The sequence below is a fragment of the Streptomyces spongiicola genome, from assembly GCF_003122365.1.
Classification (GTDB): Bacteria; Actinomycetota; Actinomycetes; order Streptomycetales; family Streptomycetaceae; genus Streptomyces; species Streptomyces spongiicola.
Window position 1 is genome coordinate 2933773 of the sequence record NZ_CP029254.1, and the last position, 25592, is coordinate 2959364.

The window sequence follows — 25592 nt, forward strand, 5'->3', positions numbered from 1 at the left end:
CCCGACCCATCGCTTCGCACCCGCAGGAGACAATCCCATGGCTGAAGTCCTCGTATACGTCGACCATCTCAACGGCACCGTCCGGAAGCCGACCCTGGAGCTGCTGACCCTCGCCCGGCGCCTGGGCGAGCCGGTCGCCGTCTTCCTGGGCCCCGGAGCAGGCGCAGCCGCGCCCGTACTCGCCGAGTACGGCGCGGTGCGGATCCTCGCCGCCGATCTACCCGAGTTCACCGACCACTTCCTCGTCCCCAGGGTCGACGCGCTGCGGGCCGCGGTCGACTCCGTCTCCCCGGCCGCGGTGCTGGTGCCGTCCTCCGCCGACGGCAGGGAAATCGCCGCGCGGCTCGCGGTCCGCACGGGCTCCGGCCTCATCACCGACGCCGTCGACGTGGAGGCAGGGGAGCACGGCCCGGTGGCCACCCAGTCGGTGTTCGCCGCGGAGTTCACCACCCGGTCCCGTGTCACGCGTGGCGTCCCCGTCATCACCGTCAAGCCCAACTCGGCCGAACCCGAGGCCGCCCCGGCCGCGGGGACCGTCGAGCAGCTCGCCGTGGCCGTCAGCGAGGCGTCCAGGGGCACCCGGGTCGTCTCCCGCACTCCGCGCGAGTCCACCGGCCGCCCCGAGCTGACCGAGGCGGCGATCGTGGTCTCCGGCGGCCGGGGCCTCGGCGACGCCGGGACCTTCGCCCTGATCGAGGCCCTCGCCGACTCCCTCGGCGCCGCCGTCGGCGCCTCCCGCGCCGCCGTGGACGCGGGCTGGTACCCGCACTCCCACCAGGTCGGCCAGACCGGCAAGAGCGTCTCCCCGCAGCTCTATGTCGCCGCCGGGATCTCCGGTGCCATCCAGCACCGCGCCGGCATGCAGACGTCGCGGACCATCGTCGCCGTCAACAAGGACGCGGAGGCGCCCATCTTCGAACTCGCCGACTACGGCGTCGTCGGCGACCTCTTCCAGGTCGTCCCGCGACTCACCGAGGAGATCGAGTCCCGCAGGGGCTGACCCCCGCGCGGGGTACCGGGACCCGGCCGACCGCGAGGAGCGCGAGCACCGCAAGGAGCGCGAGCACCGCAAGGAGCGCGCGCGGACCCACACGGCGGGCTCAGCCGAGGCCGAAGTAGGTCCTGATCGCGTTGAGCATGAGCTGGATCCCGATCGTGGCGACGAACAGTCCGCCGAACCGTGTGACGATGGCGATGGTCTGCGCCGACATCCTCATACGGTTGACCAGGAGCAGGTGCCCCACCGGGATCAGGGCCACGGTGATGGCGACTGCGATGAGCGCGGCGACCGTACCCGACCAGCCCTGCCCCGTCGAAGCGATGCCGATGACCGTGGTGATGGCCCCCGGGCCCGCCATGAAGGGGATGGCGTAGGGCACCACGATCGAGTCCTCGGCCGATCTCGGCGCCGGCTCCTCGTGCGCCGCGGCGCCGCCCTGAGCACGGGTCGGCTCACCGCCGAAGAGCATCTCGAACCCCATCAGCAGGAGCACCAGGCCACCGGCGAAACCGAAGGCGGAGAGGTCGATGCCGACGAGGTCGAGCACCGGCCTGCCGATCAGGGCCGCGCCACCCAGGGTGATCGCGATGACCACCATGATGCGGCCGACGTACTCACGCCGCCGCTCCGGCTCGTTGTCGGTCAGCACACGGAAGAAGAGGCCACGGATGAACGGATCCACCAGCAGGATCATCGCGATGGTCGCCTGAATGGTCAGCTCGATGGTGCTCATGCCCTCGTCTCCCGCCGTCCTCGGTCCAACTCCCGCCGTCCTCGGTCCAACTCTCGCCGCCCCGGAGCGACTCCTGCGCCACGGCGGCCGGCTCCCCGCCGCGGCGGCAGCACCGGAACCGCCCCGGACTGGTGAACACGCCCCGTCCGTCCACTGCCTGGGAGCTGTCTCCGGCCTGCCTCCGCCCGCGCGGCCTGTTCCGGACCGGACCGGACCGGCCCGTTCCGTTCAGGTCCGGGCCCTCAGCAGGCTCCAGGCCTTCTCCATGCCTTCTCCATGCCTTCTCCGGGCCTGGTCCGAGCCTGCTCCGGTCCTGCTCCGGTCCTGCTCCGCGTTCTTCAGGGCCGCTTCGGCCCCACGTCCCCGACCACTCCGATACGGAAGCCCAGCCATGGATAGGTGTGTCGGTAGAAGACGTTGTCCTGCGGCTGGAGTCCGACCGCGGAGGGCCACAGCTGGTAGGCCGGGGCGTTCGACACGCCGCCGTGCAGCCGCCGCCAGACGCGGCCGAAGTCCTGACCGGTGGGGGGCGGGGTGATGGTGTCGGTCCACTCGACCGCGTTACCGCCCTGGTCGAAGGTCCCCCAGGGGGAGGCGCTGAGGGCCTGGCCGCCGGTGCTGAGGCTGCCCTGGTAGAGGGTGGCGTAGGTCGCGGGATCCAGGCCCAGCGGATTGACGGTGGCGCACTCGGCCGGCGGCACCTGGCCCGGGCACCAGGTGGGAGCCGCGCCCCCGGAGGGATGGTACGAGGCGAGTGGCCGGATCGACGCGTTGGTGACGTCACCGGTCGCGGGATCGAGGACGGTGGGGCCGGGGGCGGTCGCGTCGCCGTCTCCGAAGACCCCGGCGTTGGTGGGGTACTTCCAGTACGAGTACGTACCGCCGCCGCTCGGGTCGTAGTAGGCCGCCTTGACCCACTCGTTCTGGCTCGGTACGACGAAGCCGGACGCCGCGGTGCGGGTGGTGTCCGGACGGTCGAGGTCGTACATCCCGCGCTCGGTCCGCGGCGAGAGCCGCACCCTGTAGGAGTGGTAGGTGAAGCCGCCCTCGGTAGCGGTGTCCTTCGCCAGGACCCGCCCGTTGAACAGGGAGTTGACGAAGCGGGCCGCGTCGAGGAAGTCGGCGAAGCCGTAGGGCTTGTCCGCCCACTCCGGGTGGGCGAGCGAGTAGTGGCGGCCCCTGCGGGCGTCTTCGGCGAACTCGACCTGCCCGTACCTCGGCCAGGTCTCGCCGCTCTCGTTCGCGTCCCATAGGCCGAGACGATCGTGTCCGTCCGGGTCGACGGTGTTCAGGAACGCCACCCACTGGGCGACGGTCACCTCGAGCTTGCCGATCTCGTACGGGTAGCGGACACCGCCGACCGTCAGGCAGCCGCCCGGCGTGGCGGGAGCGGCGGCGCAGTCGGGGTAGACGGCGTCGGTGAAGGGGACGACGCCCACCGGGGGGTTGCCGGGGTCTCCGACCCCGGCGGTCGTCACGGTGACGACCTCACCGGTCCGGTGACGGTCGCTCCCGTCGGCGGGCGTCCCCGCGGCGGCGGCCGGAGCGAGCGGCGCCGACAGCGCGCACGCAACTGCGGCGGCCCGCGGGAGGCGGGGGCGGGGGGATGCGAGACGCATGGGCGCACCTGTCCGGTCGTGGCGGGTCGCCCCGCGAGCCGGAGGCGGCCGGGGCGACCCGCTGATCACAACAACAGCGGGCGCCACAGTAACCCCGACGGCAACGCCTCGCGTTCAAGGCGGCACCGAACGCATCGAATGGCGGACACTCATGAGGGGGTCAGAGCCGTGGTCCGTCCCGCGCCCCGCGCCCAGCCGGCGCCCCCACGCCCCGCGCCCCGCCCGAGGTGGGCGTCCGGCGGGCATGCGGCGGACATCCGGCGGGTGCCCGCCCTACGCCGCCCCGCAGGTCAGCTTCATCTGGGCGGCCGCATGGTGCGCGCCGATACGCTCGGCCCCTCCCCAGTCCCGCCCGCGATCGAGCAGTTGCACCGCGAAGACCCTGTCACCCTTGACCGGATAGCTCCTGACGGACACCAGCTCGCCCCGGTGGACGGTCTGCCGGACACCGAAACCCGTATAGCCGGACCGCACATCGTCCGGATCGGCGAGGACGCGGTAGAACGTGGGGTCGCCGGCGGCGTCCGACGCGCGGTCCGTACGGGGGACGAACACCGCGAGCGCGCACGTCCGGTAGTCGTCGTCCAGTTCCCAGCTCCAGATCGCGGTGCCGCTCGTGTCCTTGGTCGCGCTGCCCGACATGGGGACGGCGGTGAAACTGCCGTCGCAGTCGGGGTTGCTGCGCCCTCCCTCGCGGACCGTGTACCAGGCGGCGTGGCCGTTCTCGACGCGGCCCACCTCACGGTACGTGCCCGTCGTGCAGCCCGGTCCGGCCCACTCCTCGAACTGCTCCCCGCCGGGCAGTTCCGTCGGGCCCACCCTGGTCGGGATGGAGCGTCCGGGAACGTCGGTCCCGGCGGCCTGGGCTTCCCCGCCGCCTTCGCCTTCGCCGCCGCCGGAACCGGAACCGGTGAGGAGTGCCGCGGCGGCGACGAAGCAGCCCAGCACCACCACGGTCCCCGCCGCCAGCAGACCCTTCCGGACGCGGGAGAGCAGCGAGATCCGGCCGGTGATCGTCTCGCGGGCGACCCAGGACGGACCGGCCCGCCGCTCGTCCCGGACCAGGTATCCGCAGTCGGGGCAACTCATACCGGGCAGCGGCGTGTGCCTTTCACTGCCGCACCGTTCGCACGCCATACCAGCACACTATGCAGGAACACCGTGCGCCACGGGGCGGGAACCGCCACGATCAGCGCCCGCACCCGCGCCCGCGCCCGCGGCCCGGTCAGCACCAGTGGCCGACTCACCACCCGCCACACCCGCCACACCCGCTCACGGCCCGCCTGCGGCCGAGCACCCCGCACACTCGAGGTCAAGTCCCCCGGACGGTGGGGAGATCGATCCACTCCGTGTCCGGATCCATCTCCACCTGTGCGTCCCCCCGTGCGCGTCCGTGTCCGGATCCATGTCCCAGTGCATGCCCGTGTCCGTACTCATCTGCGTGCCCGTGCGCATGTCCGTACCCATGTCCGTGCCCGTGCCCGTGCCCGTTGCCGTTGCCGTTGCCGTTTCCATTGCCCGCGTCCGAGTCCGAGTCGATCCGGGTTCGCCGGGCAGCGGAGCCGGAATGCCGCCCGGCGCGAGTTCGGCGACCGCCGTTGACCTTGTCCCAGGGGCAAGCCGCATCGTCTTCGTCACCGGGCGGACCTCCCGCCCGGTGACGGAGGATGGGCCCATGCACGACGACTCCCTGCTCACCATCGGAGCCTTCGCCGCTCGGGCACGGCTCTCGCCGAAGGCCCTGCGCCTGTACGACCGGCTCGGGCTGCTCGCCCCGGCGCACGTCGATCCGGCGACCGGCTACCGCTGGTACCGCACGGAGCAGGTCGACCGCGCCCGGCTCGTGGTGCTGCTGCGGCAGATCGAGATGCCGCTGGCCCGGATCGCCGACGTACTGGAGCTGCCGGGGTGGCAGGCCGCCGAGGCGCTCACGGCGTACTGGGCGGAGGTGGAGGATCGCCGTGCCGTGCAGGGTGCCGTCGTGGCCTATCTCCGTGACCGGCTCACGGGCAGGACACAGACGATGAAGTACGAGATCAGGACGGTGGACGTGGCCGAGCAGGTGGTCCTCACCGAGCGCCGCGGCCTGACGGCGGCAGAACTGCCGCGCTGGATCCCGGCGTCCCTCGGCCGCCTGGAGCAGGCGGCCGAGGGGTGCGGTGGCATCGCGGGACCGCCGTACGTCGTGTACCACTCCGAGGTCACTGCGGACGACGACGGCCCGGTGGAGGCGTGTCTGCCGGTCAACGACGCCCGCGCCGCGCAGCTCTGGCTCGAGAGGCAGCGGACCGGGGCGGCCCTCCGCGTCGAACCGGCCGGCCGCCTCGCCTACACCCGGATCACCAAGGCGCAGGTCACACACCCGCTGATCGAGTCCGCCTTCGACGCCGTCGAGCGCTGGACGGCCGAGGAAGGGCTGACGATCACGGGCCCGTGCCGCGAGGTGTACTTCGCGGACTGGGACGCTTCCTCGGCGACGGACGAGGTCTGCGACGTGGCGTTCCCGGTGGGCTGACGGCCGGGTCGACGACGCGGCCCGACGACGCGGCTCGACGACGCGGCCCGACGGCGTCGACGAGAGCGGAGGCGGACGCTGAAGCGCTGTGGTCCACGGGGGTGATCTGCAGCGAGGAGCGCTGCCGCCGCTGTCCGCCGTCGTTACCGCCACCGGCGGCGTCATCGTTGTCGCCGGTGGCGGTGGCGGTGGTGGACAGCGGCGGCGGTGGCGGTGTCGGTGTCGGTGTCGGTGGCGCCGACAACGATGACGGACAGCTCCGCGAGCCGCTGCAGCGACCAGCCGCCGACTGCCACCGGCGCGACCGACGCCCCCCGGTTCGGCTCCTCCCGGGTCGACCCCTCCCGGCCACCGCCTCCCGGTCAGCTCCCCGCGGCATGCCGCCTCCCGCTCAGCTCCTCCCGGTCAACTCCTCCGGACACGGCGTGCCGCGGGGGAGCTGATACGGGGCCGCCAGCCGGTAGACACCCGGACGCGGCGCGAGGAGTTCGGTCCACTCGTCCCCAGCCGTGTCCTCCTCCGCCTTCGTCAGGCAGCCGGCGACGTTGACGAACACCTTCGGCTCGTCTTCCGCACGCAGCTTCGACGCCGGGGTCTCGCGCGGCTGCTCCACGCTCCGGCCCTGGTCGTCCACGAGCCCCAGCCACGGCGAGTACGGGACCCGGATCAGCACCCGGCCCGCCTCGCGCACATGGATCCGCAGCTCACCGTCGCCCGCCCGGTCCACCGTCGCCGGCGGGTCCGCGAGAGGGGTCGGCTCACGGACGGCGAACAGCCGCCAGTTCGCGTCCGACCACACCAGCTTCAGATAGGGCTGGCCGCGCTCGACCAGCTCCGCTTCCTGCCGGGCGCCCGAGTCCGGCTTGCCCGTCGGCAGCACCACGTAGTGGACGGCCCATCGGTGGAGCCACTCGCGGTAGTTCACCGCGTCGAGCGTGTCGTCGTAGAAGAGCGGATTGCGCTCCATGTCCGCCTGCCGGTTCCAGCCGCGCGCCAGATTGACGTACGGCGCGAGTGCCGACGCCTCGCGGTGGCTGCTCGCCGGGACGACCTCGACGCGGCCCTTCTCCGCACCGACTTGCTGGAGTTCGTTCACCAGCGGCGCGAGTTCCCTCGTCCAGGACGCGGCCGGAGCGGTGCGCACGATGTCGTCGACGCTCTTGAAGCCGATCCACGCGTTGAGCCCGGCGAAGGCCACGACGATGGCGTACCACCTGCGCGAGCGGGGAACGGCGTACGGCAGCGCCGCCAGCAGCAGCACCCCCGCGAAGAGCATCGCGAGCCGCGAGACGTTCGAGCCGATCTGCGAGTCCACCAGGAAGGTCAGCAGCGTGCCGGCGGAGTACACCCCGGCCGCGGTCCGCACGGTGCGCCAGCCCCGCGGTACGAGGACGAGGACCAGCACCCCGAAGAGGAACGGCAGCGACGTCGACACGAACGACATGGGCTGGGTGCCGGAGAAGGGGAAGAGCCACGCGGACAGGACCACGACCACGACCGGCGCGATCCCCAGTGCGTAGGCGCCCGGCCGGCGCTTGTTCAGGAACAGCGCCGCGGCGACGACTCCGAGGAACAGCCCGGCGACCGGGCTCGAAGCGGTCGCGAGGCCGGCCAGCGGCGCGGCGAACGCGGCCTTCGCCCACCGCTTCCTCCGCCAGCGGTACGGCCAGCAGAACACCGCCGCGACCGCTCCGAGGGCGAACACCATCCCCAGCCCGAACGTGACCCGGCCCGAAAGCGCGTTGCAGAAGAACGCGAACACCCCGGCCAGTGCGCAGGCCAGCGGGTTCCGGACGGCGCGCACCCGCGTCAGGATCAGCGCGGTCAGCGCGGTGGAGAGGGTCCCGACGACCATCATCGTCGTGCGCACGCCGAGCACGGACATCAGGTACGGGGACACCACGCTGTACGAGACCGGGTGCATGCCTCCGTACCAGGCGAGGTTGTACGCCGAGTCGGGGTGGCGGCCGACGAACTCGGCCCAGGCGTCCTGTGCGGCGATGTCACCGCCGCTGTTGGCGAAGAGGAAGAACCACCCGACGTGGAGGAAGGCCGCCCATGCGGTCGCCGTCAGGACGGGTCGGCGCGCCGAACCGGAGGCGAACCGGGCGGCGGTGCGCCGCGGGGAGGCGAGCCACGAGGCGCCGAACCGCGGGCCGGTGAGCCTCGACTCGGTGCACCGCGCGGCGCCCGGACTTCCCGTCCCGGGAGCGGCCGGAACCCGACGGGATCCGGGGGACTTCGGGGATCCGGGGGATTCGAGCAACTTCGGGGATCCGGGGGATCCGGGGGATCCGGGGGATCCGGAGTCCTCCCCTATTCGCGGGGTCTTCTCGGCTCGTGGCCCCCTCGCGGCACTGCTCTCGTCCGCGCGTGTCGGCTCGACGGTGGTCAATGCGGCTCCCGTGTTCGCTTCCCGTGCTCGGGGACGCCGTCCCGGCTTCGCGAGTTGCCCCGTACCGGGGACGCCGCGATCCGGGGACGCTAGCACGGTGCTGATGCGGCGGACGGGGCACGGAGGCCCGTGCCCCGTCCGGGCGCGCGATGTCAGCCCAGGCGGGTCAGCCTGGCGCCGAAGCCGGGCTCCGCGAGTTCCTGCTGGAGGGCGACGGGCACGGCGACCTGGCTCGCGCCCTCGCCGACGGTCAGCGAACCGACCACCGTGCCGGGCGCGGCCTCGTGCGGCAGGACCTTGCCGCCGTCCGTCAGCTCGAGCTTCACGGTGAGCCCGGACCAGCCGACCGCCCGCACGTCCTTGGTGGCCACGACCGGGACCGAACCGCCCAGACCGTCCTCGACCAGTCCGACGACCTGGCCCTTCTCGACGACCGTCGCGTTCTTCAGGGCGTCCTGGGTCGCGAGCATCAGCTCCTTGCTCTCCTTGATCGCGGTACCGAGGATCGGGGTGTCGTACTGCGCGAGCACGGCGCCGACGATCAGCTGGTCCGTGTCACCGACCATCTTGTGGGCGGCGAAGAGGAGATTGCCGCCCGCCTTGGTGGTGCTGCCGGTCTTGATGCCGAGCGCGCCGTCGAACGGCGGCAGTTCGTTGTAGTTCCGCCATGTCCTGCCCGAAGGGTCCGTCCACTCCGGCAGCTTGGTGATGTCCGTCAGGGCCTTGATCTCGACCAGCTTCAGACCCAGCTTGACCTGGTCCTCGGCCGTGCTGACCGTCGTCGCGTCCAGCCCGGACGGGTCCGTGTAGGTCGTGTTCTCCATGCCGAGTTCCTCGGCGGCGGCGTTCATCTTCTCGACGAACGCCTTCTCCGAGCCCGAGTCCCAGCGAGCCAGCTGCCGCGCGATGTTGTTCGCGGACGGAATCATGATCGCCGCCAGCGCGTCCCTCAGGCTGATCTTGTCGCCCTTCTTGACGGTGTTGAGCGTCGACTCGTTGTCCGTCTTGTCGAGCTGGCCGTCCGACTCCCCCTTGGCGTCGATCTCGATCACGGGCCCCTCCTCGCCCGGCTTGAGCGGGTGGTTCTTGAGGATTACGTACGCCGTCATCGACTTGGTCACGCTCGCGATCGGCACGGGCTTCTGCTCGCCGGAGGAGCCGAGCGCGCCGAGTCCGGACGCCGCCATGTACGCCTGGCCCTTGGCCGGCCAGGGCAGCTGCGGGGCGGCACCCTCGAAGGTGTACGCGGGCTCGGCGGTCAGCGAGAGGGTGTTCTCCGGGAGCGGGCGCATGGTCTGTACGACAGCGAAGACGATCAGGAGCAGTACGACGAGCGGCGTCCAGATCCTGACCCGCCGCAGCAGGGTCCGAACCGGGGTCTGCGGAGGCGGAGGGGTGTTGGTCAGTTCGGCCAGCAGATCGAGCGGCGGCTTGGGCGGCATGGGCTGCTGTCGCGTGCGCTCGGGCTCGGCGACTGACACTGACGGGGCAGCGGCGTACCGGCCGGGCGGGGCGGACTTCGAGGCAGACGGTGCGTCGTCACGTCGCAGCGGCACGAACGTGCTGGTCCGCTCGGCGGCCGACTCGGCGGCCGACTCGGGGGCACCACCGGAGGCCCGGCCGGGACCGGGCTTGGACGCGGACGCGGACGCGGAGTCCGGCCCCGAGGCGGACTTGGACGCGGACTTGGGCTCGGACGCGGACGCCGCACCGGCGACCGGGGTGGCCGGGGCCGCCACTCCCCCGCCGCCGGAGGGGGGTGTGGAGCCGGCGGCGCCCTCGGCGTCGGGACGGTCGTCGGACTCCGCCGCCGGCTTCATGGCAGGCCCCTGTCCGGGCTTCGCCGACCCGCTCGGGGGTGCGGTGACCCTGAGTGCCGTGGTGCGCTCCGCCTCCCACTCCGAGCCCTCCCGGTCCGAACCGGTGCGGTCCGAGCCCTCGCGGTCCGAACCGGTACGGTCCGAGCCCTCGCGGTCCGAACCGGTGCGGTCGGTGCCCGGCCGGCTGGTAGCCGTTGAGGGCTTCACGGCCTGCTTCGGTGCCGCCGCCGATGGGGTGATCTTCAGCGCGGTGGTCGGCTGGTCCACGGCAGACCGGGGCAGCGCGGTGCCGACGGCCACCGGTTTGCCGGCCGGCGTCCGGTTCCCCTCGTCGCCGCCGTCTTCACCGGCCCCGGCCGCATCTGCCGACGCGATGGCCTCGGCGCCGTCCGGGCCCTCTGCGGTGGCCTCGTCCTCGGCTGCGGTGGCGTCGTCGCCCTCGGCGGTCCGGGTCGCAGCCCAGCGGGGCGCCCTGGCCCGGGCACCGTCCTCGCCGCTGTTCCCCCCGCCACCGCCGCCGCCACCCCGGCCACCCCGGCCACCCCGGCCGCCGGCGTCCGGGCCGGCCGCCGATTCCACGTCGACGGACTTGCGGGGCGCGGGCGCCACGGACCTCCTCGCGCCCTCATCGACCACCTCGGTTGCGCCGCGGGCGACTTCAGGGGTGTCTGAGCCCGCCAAGCGATCGTCGGCGTCCGCCTCCGCGGACCCGCTCACCGCGTCCTTCCCGGGCTCGTCCGTACCGGAGTGCCATGCGGTCACGGCTTCCCGGAGGCGGTCGCCGCCGCCGGACGGCCGACCCTCGGGGGCCCCGGACTCCGTCGCGGTCCGGGAACCGGACCCGGCCCCGGGTGCGTCCCCGTCCGTGTCCGTGTCCTCGCCTGCTCCCACGTGACTGCCCCTGTGACTGTCACTGCCCCGGCCCGTGACCCTGCCCGTGCCCCTGTCGCCGTCTCCGCTCGAGGACGACGACCGAGACGACTCCGACGACGGTGTCCTGAACACCGCCGTCGGCTGGTCGGTCCGCCCCTCGGAGGACACCCCCTCCGAACGGACCACGGCAAGCCGCGGATCGCGTTCGCCCGGAGTCGTCTCCCCCGACGACTTCTGCTGCTCCGACCTGTCGGGGGACTCGCCCGCCACCGTGCCTCCTCCGTGCCGCAAACCTGAATCCGCCGTGGCGCTGGTACCACCCGCACCACTGTCCGAACCATCTACCAGTGTCCTGTGTGAGCCCTTGGCCCCCGTCCTAGACGAGAACGACATACCTACCGGTTCCCGTACGAAGCACCCAGGCACTCTCGACAGACCAATGTGAGAGGCGTCACCCTGTCATTCATCCACGCGGGGAGGCATGGATGGGCAGGAGCCGCAGAACAATTCCGGAGGAGCTTCTGCTGCTCGCTCTGGACCCGGCCACGGGTACCACAGCGCAGCCGCAGTCGCTCGACCTCGGCCTGGCCGGAGCACAGCTAGTGGAGCTGGCCCTGGCAGGACGGATAGCCCCAGACGGGGATCGTATCGCCGTGGTGATGCCACGGCCGACAGGAGATCCGACACTGGACTCCGCACTGGAACTGCTGCGCAGGCGCGGCAGTCCGGTACGGGCGGTCCACTGGATCGGCGGGCCCCGGCTGGGGTTGCGCCAGACCTACCTTTCGCATCTGGAAAGGTGCGGCATGGTCCATGCCGTGGCGGGACAGATGTGCGGGGTGCTGCCGACGACTCGCTACCAGGCGACGGACACGGCTATCAGCCGGGAAATCAGGGCCCGGCTGGACAACGCCATCCGCACCGGCGTACCGCCGGACCCGCGGACGGCCGCGCTCGCCGCGCTGGCGCACGCGGTCGGCCTTGGCAAGCACCTCTATCCCGGCAACGAGGGGCGGTCCTCCCGCTCCCGGCTTCGGGACCTGATCAGGCACGACCCCATGGGCGGACTCGTGGCCCACGCCGTGATGGACGTTCAGAACGGCGTGTCCGCGCAGCCTCGCCGCAGCCCGGCAGCGACCGGCCGGCAGCCGGCCGTCCAGATGCCGGCAGGACGCGGCGGCATGGCCCGCGCCGCCGCCCACTAGCCAGGGCCGCGGGTACGGGCGCGGGCCCGGCGCACCGGCCGGGCACAACCGGACACGCACCGGCACGGATGCACCCGGGACGCCCACGGCCGTGGACGCGCCGGGACATCCGTTCGCGTGCCCGCCGGGATTCTCCGCCCCACCGACGTCGGCCCTGACCCGGTGCGGGAGCCGCGGAGGGCGCGGGGCAGTCGTACACAACGACTGCCCCGCGCCCTCTCCACGGGCTGCGATCGCACCCCACCGCCCGGGGCCTCACGCGGGCGCGCGCCCTCCGCCGCGCCAAGCCACCCGCAGGCTCCAGGGCCGCATACACCGACTCAGACACACGCACCGACGCACCGACGCACCGACGCACCGACGCACCGACGCACCGACGCACCGACGCACCGACGCACCGACGGGCATGGTCGCTGTCTCCTCGGGCTGCTCGCGAAGCCGCGCCCACGCGCAGACGCACCCTCCAGCTCAACGCCCGCCGGCCCGCGCAGCACTTGCAGTGCGACATCACCCGCGTCACCCCGCCGAACGCGTGCCGCGGGGCGCCACCCGCGCCCACCCGCACCTCCGCCAAGGCGTGCCGCCAAGACGCGCCGCGCACAGCCGGAGTTCTTTGTCCCCCGCATTGTGCGCGCGTGTCGTCGTTTTCCAGCGCGGGCAGCACCTTTGGTGGCAGTCTGCTGAGACGTAGATACGCACAGCAACAGGACAGCAGAGCAGAGCAGTCCACAGCCGGAGGTGCAGTTCCCGTGGCGTCCAACGTCAACCCCACCGTCAGGCGTCGCCGTTTGGGCCAGGAGCTACGCCGCCTCCGCGAACTCAAGGGCATGACGGCGGAAGAGGTGGCGGACCGTCTGCTCGTCTCCCAGTCGAAGATCAGCCGACTGGAGAACGGCCGGCGGTCGATCAGCCAGCGCGACGTCCGCGACCTCTGCGGAGTGTACGAGGTCGAGGACCACCGCGTCGTCGACTCCCTGATGCAGATGGCCAAGGACTCCCGCCAGCAGGGCTGGTGGCACGCTTTCGGCGACATCCCGTACAGCGTCTACATCGGCCTGGAGACGGACGCGGCCAGCCTCCGGGTCTACGAGCCGCAGATCGTGCCCGGCCTGCTGCAGACCAGGGCGTACGCGGAGGCACTCATCACCGGCGCACTGCCCGAGACGCCGAGCAGCGATGTGGAGAAGCGCGTACAGGTCCGGGTCCGCCGACAGGAGCGGATCGCCTCCGACGAGAGCCCGCTACGCCTGTGGGCGGTGGTGGACGAGGCAGCACTGCGGCGGGTCGTGGGCAACAAGGAGATGATGCGCGAGCAGCTCGAGCATCTCGTGGAGCGGTCGCAGCTGCCGCACGTCACCGTCCAGGTGCTGCCGTTCAGCATGGGCGCGCATCCCGGGATCACGGGCCACTACGCCATCCTGGAGTTCCCCGACGCCGCGGACTCGAGCGTCGTGTACATCGAGGGCGTCACAAGTGACCTGTATCTGGAGAAGGCGAACGACGTCCACAAATACACCGTGATGTACGAGCACTTGCGGGCCCAGGCCCTGAACGTCGAGCACACAAGGGAGTTCATCGAGGACATCGCCAAGTCCTACGCCAGATGACCTCAGTCCAGGGGGCATCGCAGTCCCCGTGCGGGGGCGATGGGCGCATCGCCCGGCAGCTGACCGGGACGTCGTGAGGGCGCAAGATACACCGTCACCACCGCTTCCCGGAAGAGTTATATGGAATATGCCATCCGGTCGAGTGAAGAGACATTCTCAGCGGTCGAGCGTGCCGAGTAGCGTCGTGATCACGCCGTCGAGCACGTCGGCCGCACCGTCGAAACACTGAACCGGAGAAAGACATGGCTATTCACCAGGGCGCCACGGACACTTGGATCAAATCCTCGTACTCCGGCGGCAACGGCGCATGTGTCGAGGTCAAGTCCCCTGTCGTACGGGCGATCGCCGTTCGCGACTCGAAGGCCCCCGAGGGCCCCTCCATCACCTTCGTCCCCGACTCCTGGAACGCGTTCGTCCACGGCGTGAGCAGGGGCACCCTCTAGGTTCCGCAGCCCGAACCGGAACCGGAACCGGTAGCAGGAAGATCAGGAAGCCGCAGGCTTCCGATGTCGGCCTCGTCCCGCGTGTGCGGTGCCGACCGGCGTCGAGCCGACCCGACTCGACAGACAGAGCCCTCTCGACTGGTCCGCCGTCCCGGCCGAGGGGGCTCGGCCCTGCGGGTCCCGACCGACCCGCCATGCGGCCTCGGTAGCAGCCCCGCTCCCCACCACCGCCCGCCTCACCGCCTCAGTACCTGGGTGACTCGGTAGTGCCCTCCCCGGTACAGGCCACCCGGCACGCCCTCCCACTGCGGCCCTCCCCGGGCGCCGGTCCCCCCTGAGGTGGAACGCGCCTACGCGAACCCGCCCGGCGGCCCGCGGCCGGGGCGATCGACCCGCGCGCCGGCCTGGCGCGCCCACCATAGGGGCGCGCCGCAGCAGCCCTCGGTGGTCCAACGGATGGAGCAGCAGCCGGAGCCACCGGCCGGCTGGTAGTCGACGCCGCCGGGTGTCGCGGCAGCCGCAGCACCCGGTGGCGGTCGCAGCACCCGGGTGACCGCCGCCCTGAACCACCCCTGAACCACCCCTGAACCACGCCCGCTCGGCCCCAGGGCGGTCCCTCCCGGCCGGCGCCGGTGAACCGACCGGCGCCGCCGCCGTCCAGCGAGCGCCAGGCTGCACGCCCACCCGCAGCGGGTGCCCGGGGTGGTCAGCCGCGCGGGTAGCGCTGGAGCCAGCCGGGGGCCGAGACTGCGGGGCCGTGGAGTGCGGGCCCCTGGGTCATCTCCATGGCGAAGTCGTCGGCCAGTTCGAGGATGGTGGAACGGCCCTCGACTTCCGCCACCCAGGCGGGCGGGAGGGCCGTCTCGCCGTGGAGTGCGCCGAGGAGGGCCCCGCAGAGGGTGCCGGTGGTGTGAGAGGCGCCGTCGTGGTTGACCGCGAGGCGGAGCCCGTGCCGGACGTCCTCACTGACGAGGGTGCAGTAGACGGCGACGGCGAGGGCGTCCTCGGCGTGCTCGGGGTCGCCGAGGGCGTCGACGTGGGCGGGGCCGGGGGTGCCCTGGCGTACCGCGCCAAGGGCCTGTTTCAGTCCGTCGCTCACGGGCTGGTGGCCGGGCCTGGGTGTGAGGAGGTACAGCGCCCGCTGGACGGACGCGTCGACGGTCTCGCCGCGGGCCAGCCCGTGGACGATCACCGCGAACGCGCCGGCCGAGAGGTACGCCGTGGGATGCCCGTGGGTCTGCGCCGCGCACTCGACGGCGAGCTGGCAGACCAACCGGGGTTCCCAGCCCACGAGCAGTCCGAAGGGCGCGGAGCGGACGAGGGCGCCCGCGTCGCGGGCGGTGGGGTTCTTGGGCTTGTCGATGGTGCCGAGGAGCTCGTCGGCGAGACCGGTGAGGCAGGCGGGCGCCGGGTCGCGGCGGGTGTAGAGCCATTCCTCGCGGGCGAGCCAGCCGTTGTCCTTGCGGCGCTCGTCGGGGCCCCAGTCGCGCTGAGTGGCCGCCCAGCGAAGATGGGCGCGGTGGACGTCGGTCGGCGGGTGCCAGGCACCGGTGTCACGGCGGACCTGGGCGCGTATGAGGCCGTCGACGGTGAAAAGGGTCAGCTGGGTGGCCGCGGTGACGGCGCCGCGGCGGCCGTACGCAGGGGCGAGGTCGGCGACCCCGTCGGGGCCGTGGGCGGTGCGGATCTCGTCCAGCGACAGCGCTGCGACCCCGGCGCCGAGGGCGTCGCCGACGGCCCCGCCCAGCAGACAGCCGCGCACCCGGGCACGGAAGTCCTGCTGCTCGGCACGTCCCCAGACGGCTGCGGCTCCCGTGGTCACGCGGCTCCCTCCCTTCTCGTGCCGAGCACTTTAATCGACCGTGAGAGATCGCTCATGGGTGGAATCCGGCTGCCGTGGCCGGTGAGGCGGAACGCGGCGGCCGGCCCCGGTCCGGGTCCGGTCCGGGGCCGGTCACGGTCCTCGGCGAGCATGGCTGCACAGCCCCGGAGCCGGGGCTCCCCCGTCGCCGCGGGCCCTCCGCGGGCCCTCTGCGGGGATGGCATCGGGGATGGCACGGGGATGTCCGCGGGAGGGGCCCGCGGCCGACTGCACGGCGCTCCCCCGCGCACCCCTACCCTCCGCGCGCACCCCGCCGTCCACCCTCCGCGCGCACCCCGCCGTCCACCCTCCGCGCGCACCCCGCCGTCGCCCGGCGTGCACGGCCGCGGAGCCTCTGCTCGTGCACCGCCGAGAAGCCCCTCCACCGGCTCCCCGGGGTGCCGCCGCCCCGGACCCGTCCACGCCGCCGCGGGGACTCAGCCCGGTGGCAGCACCGGCAGCAGCTCCGGAAGGTGACCGTCGGAGTCCACCGCGGTGCGTCGCCGCTCCGCCGGAACGTCGCCGTACAGCGTCGTACGGGGCCGGGACGGGCGTCCGGCGGCGTCGGCGATGGCGGTCAGATCGCGGATCGAGCGGTACGAGCCGTAACTCGACCCGGCCATCCGGGAGATGGTCTCCTCCATCAGGGTGCCGCCGAGGTCGTTCGCGCCGGAGCGCAGCATCTCCGCCGCACCGTCCGCCCCGAGCTTCACCCAGCTGGTCTGGATGTTGGGGATGTGCGGATGGAGCAGCAGCCGGGCCATCGCCGTGACGGCCCGGTTGTCCCTGGCCGTCGGTCCGGGCCGGGCGATGCCGGCCAGATAGACCGGCGCGTTGGTGTGGATGAAGGGCAGCGTCACGAACTCGGTGAAACCGCCGGTCTCCCGCTGGATGCGGGACAGCGTGCGGAAGTGGCCCAGCCAGTGCCTCGGCTGGTCCACATGGCCGTACATCATCGTGGACGAGGAACGGATGCCCAGTTCATGGGCGGTGGTGACCACCTCGATCCAGGTGGCGGCGGGCAGCTTGCCCTTCGTCAGCACCCAGCGGACCTCGTCGTCGAGGATCTCCGCGGCCGTGCCGGGGATGGAGTCCAGCCCCGCCTCCTTCGCCGCGGTCAGCCACTCGCGGACGGACAGGCCGGTGCGCGTCGCGCCGTTGACGACCTCCATCGGGGAGAACGCGTGCACATGCATTCCCGGTACCCGGTCCTTCACGGCCCGGGCGATGTCGAAGTACGCGGTGCCGGGCAGGTCGGGGTGGATACCGCCCTGCATGCACACCTCGACCGCGCCGACGTCCCACGCCTGCTGGGCCCGGTCGGCGACCTGGTCCAGCGACAGGGTGTAGGCGTCGGCGTCGGTGCGGCGCTGGGCGAAGGCGCAGAAGCGGCAACCGGTGTAGCAGACGTTGGTGAAGTTGATGTTGCGGGTGACGATGTAGGTGACGTCGTCGCCGACGACGTCTCGGCGCAGGTCGTCGGCGATCGAGCAGAGCGCGTCGAGGGCGGGCCCGTCGGCGTGCAGCAGGGCGAGGGCCTCGCCGTCGGTGAGCCCCGTCGGGTCGTCCGCCGCCGTGGCCAGGGCCTGCCGCACGTCGGTGTCGATCCGCGACGGCACCATGCCGGGCGCCGCCGCCTCGCGCAGCGCTCCCCAGTCCCCGTACACCTCGTCGAAGTCGTCCCGGCGGTCCGAGCTACGTCCGTCGGTGTCGATCGTGCGGTGCAGATCGGTCCGCCCGCTCGCGGTGAAGCCCTCGTCGGGCTCCTGCCAGGGCAGGCCCGTGGGCACGGCCTCCTCGTTCGCCAGGCCGGTGCCGGGATCGGCGAGGGCCCGAACGTGCGGCAGCAACCGGGGATCGAGCCAGGGTTCGCCGCGCCGTACGAACTCCGGGTACACGGCGAGCCGCTCCCGCAGTCGGAAGCCCGCGTCCCCGGACCGCTCGGCGAGCATGTCGATCCGGGGCCAGGGACGTTCGGGGTTGACGTGGTCGGGTGTCAGCGGGGACACCCCGCCCCAGTCGTCGATGCCGGCGGCGATGAGCCGGCCGTACTCCTCGTCCACGAGGTTCGGCGGCGCCTGGAGGCAGCCGGAAGGGCCCATGACGTGCCGGGCGACGGCGATGGTGGCGACGAGGTCGTCCAACTCGGCGTCCGGCATGCCGCGCATGGCCGTGTCGGGCTTGGCGCGGAAGTTCTGGATGATCAGCTCCTGGATGCCGTGGTATGCGCGCGAGACCCGGCGCAGCGCGAACAGCGACTCCGCGCGCTCCTCGTACGTCTCGCCGATCCCGATCAGCAACCCGCTGGTGAACGGGACGGAACTGCGCCCGGCGTCCTCCAGCACCCGCAGCCGCACCGCCGGCTCCTTGTCGGGCGAGCCGTGGTGCGGGCCGCCGGGCTCGGACCAGAGGCGGGTTGCGGTGGTCTCCAGCATCATGCCCATGGAGGGCGCGACGGGCTTGAGCCGCTGGAAGTCCGTCCAGGTCAGCACGCCCGGGTTGAGGTGGGGCAGCAGCCCGGTCTCCTCCAGGACGCGGATCGCCATGGCCCGCACATAGGCGATGGTGTCGTCGTATCCCTCCGCCTCGAGCCACTCGCGCGCCTCGGGCCAGCGGTCCTCCGGCTTGTCGCCGAGGGTGATGAGGGCTTCCTTGCAGCCCAGCTCCGCCCCGCGCCGTGCGATCTCCAGCACCTCGTCGGGCGACATGAACGGCCCGTGGCCGGCGCGGCGGAGCTTGCCGGGGACGGTGGCGAAGGTGCAGTAGTGGCACTTGTCCCGGCAGAGTCGCGTGAGCGGGATGAACACGCTCTTCGAGTAGGTGATGACCCCGGGACGCCCCGCCGCCTCCAGTCCGGCGTCCCGCACCCGCGCCGCGGACGCGCACAGGTCCTCCAGATCGCCGCCGCGCGCCTGCAGCAGCACGGCGGCCTCGCCGATGTCGAGCGCGACACCGTCCCGGGCCCGCCTGAGAGCACGGCGCATGGCGTTGGCGGTCGGACGCTCCGCCTGGTCTCCGGCCCGGTGTCCGCCCTCGTGATCCGTCATGCAGCGAGCATACGAGCGCGGTCCGACAGTGGAACGGGGGGTGGGAGCGTATGCGCCGAAATCGGTCGCGGGTGAGCGGGTCCGCCGAGGCGCCGCTGCCGGGGGCGGGCGGGGCACAGCGCGGACGGGCCGGGCACCCGGCCGGTCCCGAGCGTGCGCGAAGACGAATCCGTTGGACCCGAAACACCCTGATTCGCAAGGGAATTACGCGTTGCGATCGGGAACAGGCCCATGCCAGCATTCCCCGGTGAGCGACAACGGGGACAGCGGTTCGAAGCCCGGCCGCACGTCGAGATTGGCCGAGTTGGCGGATTCGGCACAGCGGGCCGGGGGGAAACCGTCCGAACCACCGGCCCGCGCGCCCGTCGGCCACATCACGCCCGAGACACCCGAGACGCCCGAGACGCCCGAACCGCCTGAACCGCCTGAACCGCCTGAACCGCTGGAAGCGCACATATCTCCACGCAGAACAGAAAAGCCGCGAATGCACCCGATGCCGGAACCGTCAGAGCCACCAGAACCACCAGAACCACCAGAGAATTCGGCACGACCGGACTCGGCGCAGAAGGCGGACTCGGCGGACTCGGCGGACTCGGCGCATTCGAGCGCGGCAGGCACGCCCGCAGCGGCGACCGCGGACAGCGCAGCGGAATCGGCCCGGCGGGAGTTCGCGCGGCTGCTCGGGGAATTCCGGCGCACCGCGGTACTGGTGCCGTTCGACGAGCACGACGGCCTGTGGACCGCCGACCGGAACGGCGTCCGCTGGATCTGCGCGTTCTCCCACGAGGAGGCCCTGGCCCGCTTCGCCGCGGCACGGGGGGAGGCGCGCCGGGAGTGGAGGTACCGGACGGTCCTGGGCGCCCGTCTGCTGGACGTGCTGGTGCCCGCGCTGCCGGGACCGGGCGGTGTGGCCCTGGACGCGGGGAGCGCCGACGGCATGCTGTTCCCGCCGGTCAGGGGCATCGTGCCGGACACGGCGGCGGTGGACCTCGGGGAGGAGCCCGGGGAGGAGCCCGGGGAACAGCCCGGGGAGAGGGGGGACGGAAATGAACGCGGAGAATCCTGATCTCAAGGCGCCGCCCGCGGCGCTCGCCGCCATCGCGCGGGGCATCGATCTCGCCCATGCCGAGCTCAGGGACCTCGGCATGATCGGCGAGGCGACCACCGGGCGCGGCTTCTCGGAACTCTCCCTGTCGGGACTGGACCTCGGCCACGGCGGCCTCGCCGACGCCTTCGGTACCTTCTGCGACCGGTGGGAGTGGGGCGTCCGGGCGCTGACGCTGAAGGGGAACGGGTTCGCCCTGGCCGTGGGCCTGTCGGCGGGTTCGTTCGCCGAGCAGGAGCAGTACGTCAAGGACTCGATCAAGATCGGCGTCAACTCGCTGAACGGCAACCCGCACCTCGGCGAGGACGAGGTCAGGGGCATGAGCTGGGACGAGGTCAGCACCCGGTCCGCCACCGACGACCCCGACTGGAGCGCGGAGTCGTTCTCCGATGCCCACCGGGAGGCCGGGCAGGCCTGGCGTGACACGGGCTACGACGTGGCGGACGCGCAGATGGACGCCTTCGAGCGGCGGGGACTGATCGACCCGGGGGCGCGTGAGGCGGCCGACGCCCGCCTGCGCGAGGCGCTGGACCCGTCCGAGGAGACGATCGCGCAGGCCGAGGAGCCGCGTTGGGGGGAGCGCGGCTGATGGCGGACCTGGGCGACCTGGGCAAGGCCCTCGGCCGGGGCATCGACCTCGTCGTCAGCGGTGTCGACAAGGCCGGGGAGAAGGCCGGCGAGGGAATCGACTGGACGACCGACCGGATCGGCGACGGCCTGGAGAAGGCCGGTGCGGACGGCTGGGCGGACGGTGTCGAGGACTGGGGCGACGAGATCGCCTCGTCGCTCGGCGCCGAGGTGGGCGAGCAGCGGCTCGGGCAGACCGAGGAGGCCGCCGAACTCGTCCACGGCAACCCGGAGGCGATCGCGTCGACGGTGAGGAACCTCCGCGACTTCCGGCGGGCGTTCGAGCTGGTCGGCGACGGGATGAAGAGGCTCGACTCCGCCCACTGGAAGGGCGAGGCGGCGGACGCCTTCCGGGCGAGGTTCGAGACGCTCCCGACCGACTGGCTGCACGCCGCCGACGCCTTCGGGGCCGCGGCCGAGGCGCTGGAGACGTACGCGAAGGCGGTGACGGGCGCCCAGGGCAGGGCACGGGAGGCCATCGCCCTCCACAGGGAGGGCGAGGCGGAGTCCAGAGCGGCGGTCGACGCCCACAACAGGAAGGTCGACGCCTACAACGCAGCCCGGAACAGCGACAACCCCCCGCCCCGGCCGGGCCCGTTCACCGACCCCGGCACGGCCAGGCGGGAGCGGGCGCAGGAGATCCTGGACGGGGCCCGCCGGCACCGCGACGAGGCCGCGGGCAGCGCGAGGTCGGCGGTCACGGCGGCGATGGCCCACGCCCCGAAGGAGCCCGCGGGCCTCGAGAAGGCAAGGCTGGAGCTGACGGACTACGCCCTCGGCCAGAGCGTGGAGGCGACGCATCTGGCCGGGGGTGCCGTCAAGGGGACGGCGGGTCTGGTCAGCTTCGTACGGTCGGTCAACCCGATCGACTCGTACAACCTGACCCACCCGGCCGAGTACTACAAGGGTCTCAACACGACCCTGGCCGGGCTCGTCTCCACCGCCGCCAATCCCGACCGCGCGCTGAAGAACGCCTGGGACGCGGCGAAGGGCGATCCGTCCGAGTTCGTCGGGCGGCTCATCCCGGAGATCGTCGGCACCAAGGGCGCCGGCCTGGTCCGGGGCGGGCTCAGGGCCGGGGCGAAGGCCGTCCCCGACACCCCGTCGAAGGCCCGCGACGGGCAGCGCGGGGACCCCGAAGGCAAGGGCAGGCGGTGCGGTGAGACCCGGTGCGACGGCGACCCGGTGGACGTGGCGAGCGGCCGGGTGCTGCTGCCGCAGACGGACATCGCCCTCCCGGGCTCGCTGCCGCTGCTGTTCCGGCGTACCTTCGACTCGTCGTACCGGGCGGGCCGCTGGTTCGGGGCGACATGGTCCAGCACCGTCGACCAGCGCCTGGAGATCGACTCCGAGGGCGTCGTCCTCGCCTGCGACGAAGGCAGCCTGCTCGCCTATCCGCATCCCGCGCCGGGCGTCCCCGTGCTGCCCGCGCACGGCAGGCGCTGGCCGCTGGACCGTACCGGCGACGGCTACACGGTCACCGACCCCGGCACCGGCCGGGTGCGGCACTTCACCCGCCACACCGGCGAACTGGCGCTGCTGACGCGGATCGACGACCGCAACGGCCGCTGGATCGCCTTCGACCACGACGACTCCGGCGCCCCGACGTCGATCGTCCACCACGGCGGCTACCACCTGAAGCTCACCACCGTCGGCGGCAGGGTGACCGCACTGCACCTCGCGGGCGCCGCCCCGGACGGCTCGGACCAGGAGGTCCTCAGATACGGCTACACGGACGGGCACCTCACCGAGGTCGTCGACTCCACGGGCCGGCCGGTGCGGTTCGGCTACGACGAACTGGGCCGCATGACCTCGTGGACCGACACCAACGGCGGCCACTACGACTACGTCTACGACGACCTCGACCGGTGCGTGTACCAGTCCGGCACCAACGGCCATGTCGAGTCCCGCTTCACCTGGGACGGCACCGACCCGGGCACCGGCCTGCGCACCACCTCGATGACCGACGGCCTCGGCCACACCAGGCGCTATGTGATCAACGAGCGGCAGCAGGTCGCCGCCGAGATCGACGCGAACGGCGCCGTCACCCGCTTCGCGTACGACCCGTTCGACCGGCTGCTGGCCACCACCGACCCGCTCGGCCATGTCACCGCCACCACGTACGACGAGGGCGGGCGCCCGCTGACCGTGCGCCGCCCCGACGGCCGGGTGCTGTCGGCCGAGTACGACGGCCTGGGCCTTCCGGTGCGGGTACGGGGCGCGGACGGGACGGTGGTGCGCCGGACGTACGACGGGCGCGGCAACCGCACCTCCGCGACCGACGCCTCGGGTGCCACCACCCACGTCGCCTACGACGGGGCGGGACACCCGACTTCGGTCACCGACGCCCTCGGGCACACCACGCGGGTGCGCTGCGACCGGGCGGGGCTGCCGCTGGAGATCACCGATCCGCTGGGCGCGACGACTCGCTGCGAGCGGGACCTCTTCGGCCGGCCGGTCACCATCACCGACCCGCTCGGGGCCGTGACGCGTCTGGAGTGGACGGTCGAGGGCAGGCTCGCACGGCGCGTCGAGGCGGACGGCGGCGTCCGGTCCTGGACGTACGACGGCGAGGGCAACTGCACCGGCCACACCGACGCCATGGGCGGCACCACCACCTACGAGTACACGGACTTCGACCTCCTGGCGGCCCGGACCGGGCCGGACGGGGTGCGGTACGAGTTCACCCACGACTGCAATCTGCGACTGACCCGGGTGACCAACCCGCAGGGGCTGACCTGGGACTACGCGTACGACCCGGCCGGCCTGCCGATATCGGAGACGAACTTCGACGGCCGCACCCTCACCTACGCGTACGACGCGGCCGGCCGCCTGGTGTCCCGGGAGAACGGCCTCGGCCAGCGCGTGCGGCTCGAACACAACGCACTCGGCCAGGTCGTCCGCAAGGACGCCGACGGCTCCGTCACCACCTACGCGTACGACGTCTTCGACGAACTCGCGGTGGCGGCGGGCCCGGACGCGACGCTGAAGCGGCTGCGCGACCGGTACGGCCGCCTCCGGACGGAGTCGGTCGACGGCCGCGAGACGACGTTCGCCTACGACGCGGCGGGCAGACGGACCGGAAGGACGACGCCGACCGGGGCGGTCAGCACCTGGTCGTACGACGCGGCCGGCCGCCGCAGCGAGCTGACCGCCTCCGGACGGACCATCGGCTTCGAACGCGACCCCGCGGGCCGGGAGCTGGCCCGCCGCATCGGCGGGACGGTCACGCTCCACCACGCCTTCGACCCGATGGGCAGGCTCACCGAGCAGCACCTCACGGGAACGGACGGCAGCCTCCAGCGCCGCGGCTACACCTACCGCGCGGACGGCTACCTCGTCGGCATCGACGACCTGCCCTCCGGCACACGGACGTTCGACCTGGACGCCGCAGGGCGCGTCACCGCCGTCCACGCCGCGAACTGGACCGAGCGCTACGCCTACGACGCGGCGGGCAACCAGACCGAAGCGTCCTGGCCCGCCGCCCACCCGGGCCACGAGGCCACCGGGCCCCGCTCCTACACGGGCACCCGCATCACCCGCGCCGGCGGCGTCCGCTACGAGCACGACGCCCAGGGCCGCATCGTGCTCCGCCGCAAGACCCGCCTGTCACGCAAGCCGGACACCTGGCACTACGCGTGGGACGCCGAGGACCGGCTCACCTCGGTCACCACACCCGACGGCACGGTGTGGCGCTACCGCTACGACGCGCTGGGACGCCGCACCGCCAAGCAGCGCCTCGCCGACGACGGCGAGACCGTCCTCGAACAGGTCACCTTCACCTGGGACGGCGCGACCCTCTGCGAACAGACCACCGAGTCCGCCGACCTGCCCCACCCGGTCGCCCTCACCTGGGACCACGACGGCCTCCACCCCCTCGCCCAGACCGAACGCATCCTCCCGGCGGGCCCACCGCAGGACCCGGGCACCTCCCGACTCCCCCGGGAGGCGGTCGACGAGCGCTTCTTCGCCATCGTCACGGACCTGGTGGGCACCCCCAGCGAACTCGTCGACGAGTCGGGCGAGATCGCCTGGCGCACGCGGAGCACGCTGTGGGGGACGACGGCGTGGGCGACGTCGAGCACGGCGTACACACCGCTGCGCTTCCCGGGGCAGTACTTCGACCCTGAGACGGGGCTGCACTACAACTTCCACCGGCACTACGACCCGGAGACGGCGCGGTACCTGTCAGCGGACCCGCTGGGGCTGGCCCCGGCGCCCAATCCCGCCGCCTACGTCCACAACCCTCATGCCAGTACCGACTGTCTCGGACTCGCACCGGATGCATGTGCGAACGGGGGCAGTTGGGACCCAGAGGAGGCGCCGCATCTGTACCGCGGTGTCGGTTATGCGAATGAACGCAGTCGGCCAGAGTGGCTAAAGATGTATGAGAATGCCCTACGCGGAGTGGCTGAGCCTCTTGGGGGACACTCGGACGCACAACTGCACGCCGGCGGCCGGACAGATAGCGTGTTCACCTCGTGGACCACCTACTACGAGGAAATGGCACTCGAAGAGAGCTTCAGGGGTAACGGTCCAGGCATCGTATTGCGGATCCCAAACGCAGAAGGTTCGACGTATAATCGAGTGGGAGGTGTCTCTTTCCCATACGACGAAGGCGAAGTTCTCATCCGAGGGACAGTCAGCGGAGCCGAAGTCAGCATCAACGGAGGGCCATGGACCAGAATCAATTGAGGGATCTCCTGTCCTCGGCAGTAGAGGCAGAAGTCTGCTCAAATGAG

16 protein-coding genes are annotated in these 25592 nt (G+C 72.4%); 8 read left to right on the forward strand and 8 right to left on the reverse strand.

Translation table 11 applies throughout. From position 1 onward, the window contains the following. Positions 1-37: 37 nt before the first annotated feature. The gene (locus tag DDQ41_RS12805; protein WP_109294624.1) at positions 38-1000 is read left to right on the forward strand and encodes an electron transfer flavoprotein subunit alpha/FixB family protein; all 963 of its coding nucleotides are present in this window, start codon (positions 38-40) and stop codon (positions 998-1000) included. A 100-nt stretch (positions 1001-1100) separates the two neighbouring features. Here the strand turns inward: DDQ41_RS12805 and DDQ41_RS12810 are convergent, their stop codons facing one another. The 3 genes from DDQ41_RS12810 to DDQ41_RS12820 form a co-directional block, all read right to left on the reverse strand. Further along, entirely contained in the window at positions 1101-1733 is a 633-nt protein-coding gene (locus tag DDQ41_RS12810; protein ID WP_109294625.1) for a MarC family protein, read from the reverse strand. A 338-nt stretch (positions 1734-2071) separates the two neighbouring features. After that, positions 2072-3352 (reverse strand): hypothetical protein, encoded by a 1281-nt coding sequence (locus DDQ41_RS12815; protein ID WP_109294626.1) that lies wholly within the window; start codon positions 3350-3352, stop codon positions 2072-2074. A 273-nt stretch (positions 3353-3625) separates the two neighbouring features. Then, positions 3626-4441 (reverse strand): adhesin, encoded by an 816-nt coding sequence (locus tag DDQ41_RS12820; RefSeq protein ID WP_394342135.1) that lies wholly within the window; start codon positions 4439-4441, stop codon positions 3626-3628. Positions 4442-5027: 586 nt separating this feature from the next. On the opposite strand from DDQ41_RS12820, the gene DDQ41_RS12830 reads away from it, so the two are divergent. Continuing rightward, positions 5028-5867, forward strand: coding sequence for a MerR family transcriptional regulator (locus DDQ41_RS12830; RefSeq protein ID WP_109294627.1), 840 nt, complete (start codon positions 5028-5030; stop codon positions 5865-5867). Between the two features lie 161 nt (positions 5868-6028). Here DDQ41_RS12830 and DDQ41_RS32410 read toward each other — a convergent pair whose 3' ends face one another. The 3 genes from DDQ41_RS32410 to DDQ41_RS12840 all read right to left on the reverse strand — a co-directional run bounded on the left by DDQ41_RS32410 (position 6029) and on the right by DDQ41_RS12840 (position 10691). Continuing rightward, a complete protein-coding gene (locus DDQ41_RS32410; protein WP_262508448.1) occupies positions 6029-6163 on the reverse strand; it encodes a hypothetical protein in 135 nt (44 codons plus the stop codon). Between the two features lie 95 nt (positions 6164-6258). After that, the gene (locus DDQ41_RS12835; protein ID WP_245991540.1) at positions 6259-7941 is read right to left on the reverse strand and encodes an MFS transporter; all 1683 of its coding nucleotides are present in this window, start codon (positions 7939-7941) and stop codon (positions 6259-6261) included. Positions 7942-8414: 473 nt separating this feature from the next. Then, the gene (locus DDQ41_RS12840) at positions 8415-10691 is read right to left on the reverse strand and encodes a hypothetical protein (RefSeq protein ID WP_316681991.1); all 2277 of its coding nucleotides are present in this window, start codon (positions 10689-10691) and stop codon (positions 8415-8417) included. 749 nt (positions 10692-11440) lie between these two features. Between DDQ41_RS12840 and DDQ41_RS12845 the strand changes: the two genes are divergently transcribed. From DDQ41_RS12845 to DDQ41_RS12855, 3 genes are all read left to right on the forward strand, one after another. Then, positions 11441-12160 (forward strand): GOLPH3/VPS74 family protein, encoded by a 720-nt coding sequence (locus DDQ41_RS12845; protein WP_109294630.1) that lies wholly within the window; start codon positions 11441-11443, stop codon positions 12158-12160. A 749-nt stretch (positions 12161-12909) separates the two neighbouring features. Then, entirely contained in the window at positions 12910-13767 is an 858-nt protein-coding gene (locus tag DDQ41_RS12850; RefSeq protein WP_109294631.1) for a helix-turn-helix domain-containing protein, read from the forward strand. A 242-nt stretch (positions 13768-14009) separates the two neighbouring features. Then, the gene (locus DDQ41_RS12855) at positions 14010-14210 is read left to right on the forward strand and encodes a DUF397 domain-containing protein (RefSeq protein ID WP_109294632.1); all 201 of its coding nucleotides are present in this window, start codon (positions 14010-14012) and stop codon (positions 14208-14210) included. Between the two features lie 706 nt (positions 14211-14916). Here DDQ41_RS12855 and DDQ41_RS12860 read toward each other — a convergent pair. After that, a complete protein-coding gene (locus DDQ41_RS12860; RefSeq protein WP_109294633.1) occupies positions 14917-16032 on the reverse strand; it encodes an ADP-ribosylglycohydrolase family protein in 1116 nt (371 codons plus the stop codon). Between the two features lie 476 nt (positions 16033-16508). Beyond that, a complete protein-coding gene (locus DDQ41_RS12865) occupies positions 16509-19118 on the reverse strand; it encodes a bifunctional FO biosynthesis protein CofGH (RefSeq protein ID WP_109294634.1) in 2610 nt (869 codons plus the stop codon). 493 nt (positions 19119-19611) lie between these two features. Here DDQ41_RS12865 and DDQ41_RS12870 point away from each other — a divergent pair, with 493 nt between their 5' ends. Genes DDQ41_RS12870 through DDQ41_RS12880 form a run of 3 tightly spaced genes read left to right on the forward strand, consistent with a single transcriptional unit; the run spans position 19612 to position 25545 of the window. Further along, complete coding sequence (locus DDQ41_RS12870; RefSeq protein WP_262508449.1) at positions 19612-20184, forward strand: SseB family protein; 573 nt, start codon at positions 19612-19614, stop codon at positions 20182-20184. Beyond that, entirely contained in the window at positions 20165-20812 is a 648-nt protein-coding gene (locus DDQ41_RS12875) for a hypothetical protein (RefSeq protein ID WP_109294635.1), read from the forward strand. The genes DDQ41_RS12870 and DDQ41_RS12875 overlap by 20 nt, the downstream gene beginning before the upstream one ends. Further along, the gene (locus tag DDQ41_RS12880; RefSeq protein WP_262508450.1) at positions 20812-25545 is read left to right on the forward strand and encodes a putative T7SS-secreted protein; all 4734 of its coding nucleotides are present in this window, start codon (positions 20812-20814) and stop codon (positions 25543-25545) included. The genes DDQ41_RS12875 and DDQ41_RS12880 overlap by 1 nt, the downstream gene beginning before the upstream one ends. The last annotated feature ends 47 nt before the right edge of the window (positions 25546-25592 follow it).

What these genes read in the sequence shown, in the direction of transcription:
- DDQ41_RS12875 (WP_109294635.1), top strand. Translation starts at nt 20,165, where the DNA reads ATGAACGCGGAGAATCCTGATCTCAAGGCGCCGCCCGCGGCGCTCGCC.
- DDQ41_RS12820 (WP_394342135.1), bottom strand. Translation starts at nt 4,441, where the DNA reads ATGAGTTGCCCCGACTGCGGATACCTGGTCCGGGACGAGCGGCGGGCC.
- DDQ41_RS12815 (WP_109294626.1), bottom strand. Translation starts at nt 3,352, where the DNA reads ATGCGTCTCGCATCCCCCCGCCCCCGCCTCCCGCGGGCCGCCGCAGTT.
- DDQ41_RS12810 (WP_109294625.1), bottom strand. Translation starts at nt 1,733, where the DNA reads ATGAGCACCATCGAGCTGACCATTCAGGCGACCATCGCGATGATCCTG.
- DDQ41_RS12865 (WP_109294634.1), bottom strand. Translation starts at nt 19,118, where the DNA reads ATGACGGATCACGAGGGCGGACACCGGGCCGGAGACCAGGCGGAGCGT.
- DDQ41_RS12870 (WP_262508449.1), top strand. Translation starts at nt 19,612, where the DNA reads ATGCCGGAACCGTCAGAGCCACCAGAACCACCAGAACCACCAGAGAAT.
- DDQ41_RS12830 (WP_109294627.1), top strand. Translation starts at nt 5,028, where the DNA reads ATGCACGACGACTCCCTGCTCACCATCGGAGCCTTCGCCGCTCGGGCA.
- DDQ41_RS12855 (WP_109294632.1), top strand. Translation starts at nt 14,010, where the DNA reads ATGGCTATTCACCAGGGCGCCACGGACACTTGGATCAAATCCTCGTAC.
- DDQ41_RS12880 (WP_262508450.1), top strand. Translation starts at nt 20,812, where the DNA reads ATGGCGGACCTGGGCGACCTGGGCAAGGCCCTCGGCCGGGGCATCGAC.
- DDQ41_RS12805 (WP_109294624.1), top strand. Translation starts at nt 38, where the DNA reads ATGGCTGAAGTCCTCGTATACGTCGACCATCTCAACGGCACCGTCCGG.
- DDQ41_RS12845 (WP_109294630.1), top strand. Translation starts at nt 11,441, where the DNA reads ATGGGCAGGAGCCGCAGAACAATTCCGGAGGAGCTTCTGCTGCTCGCT.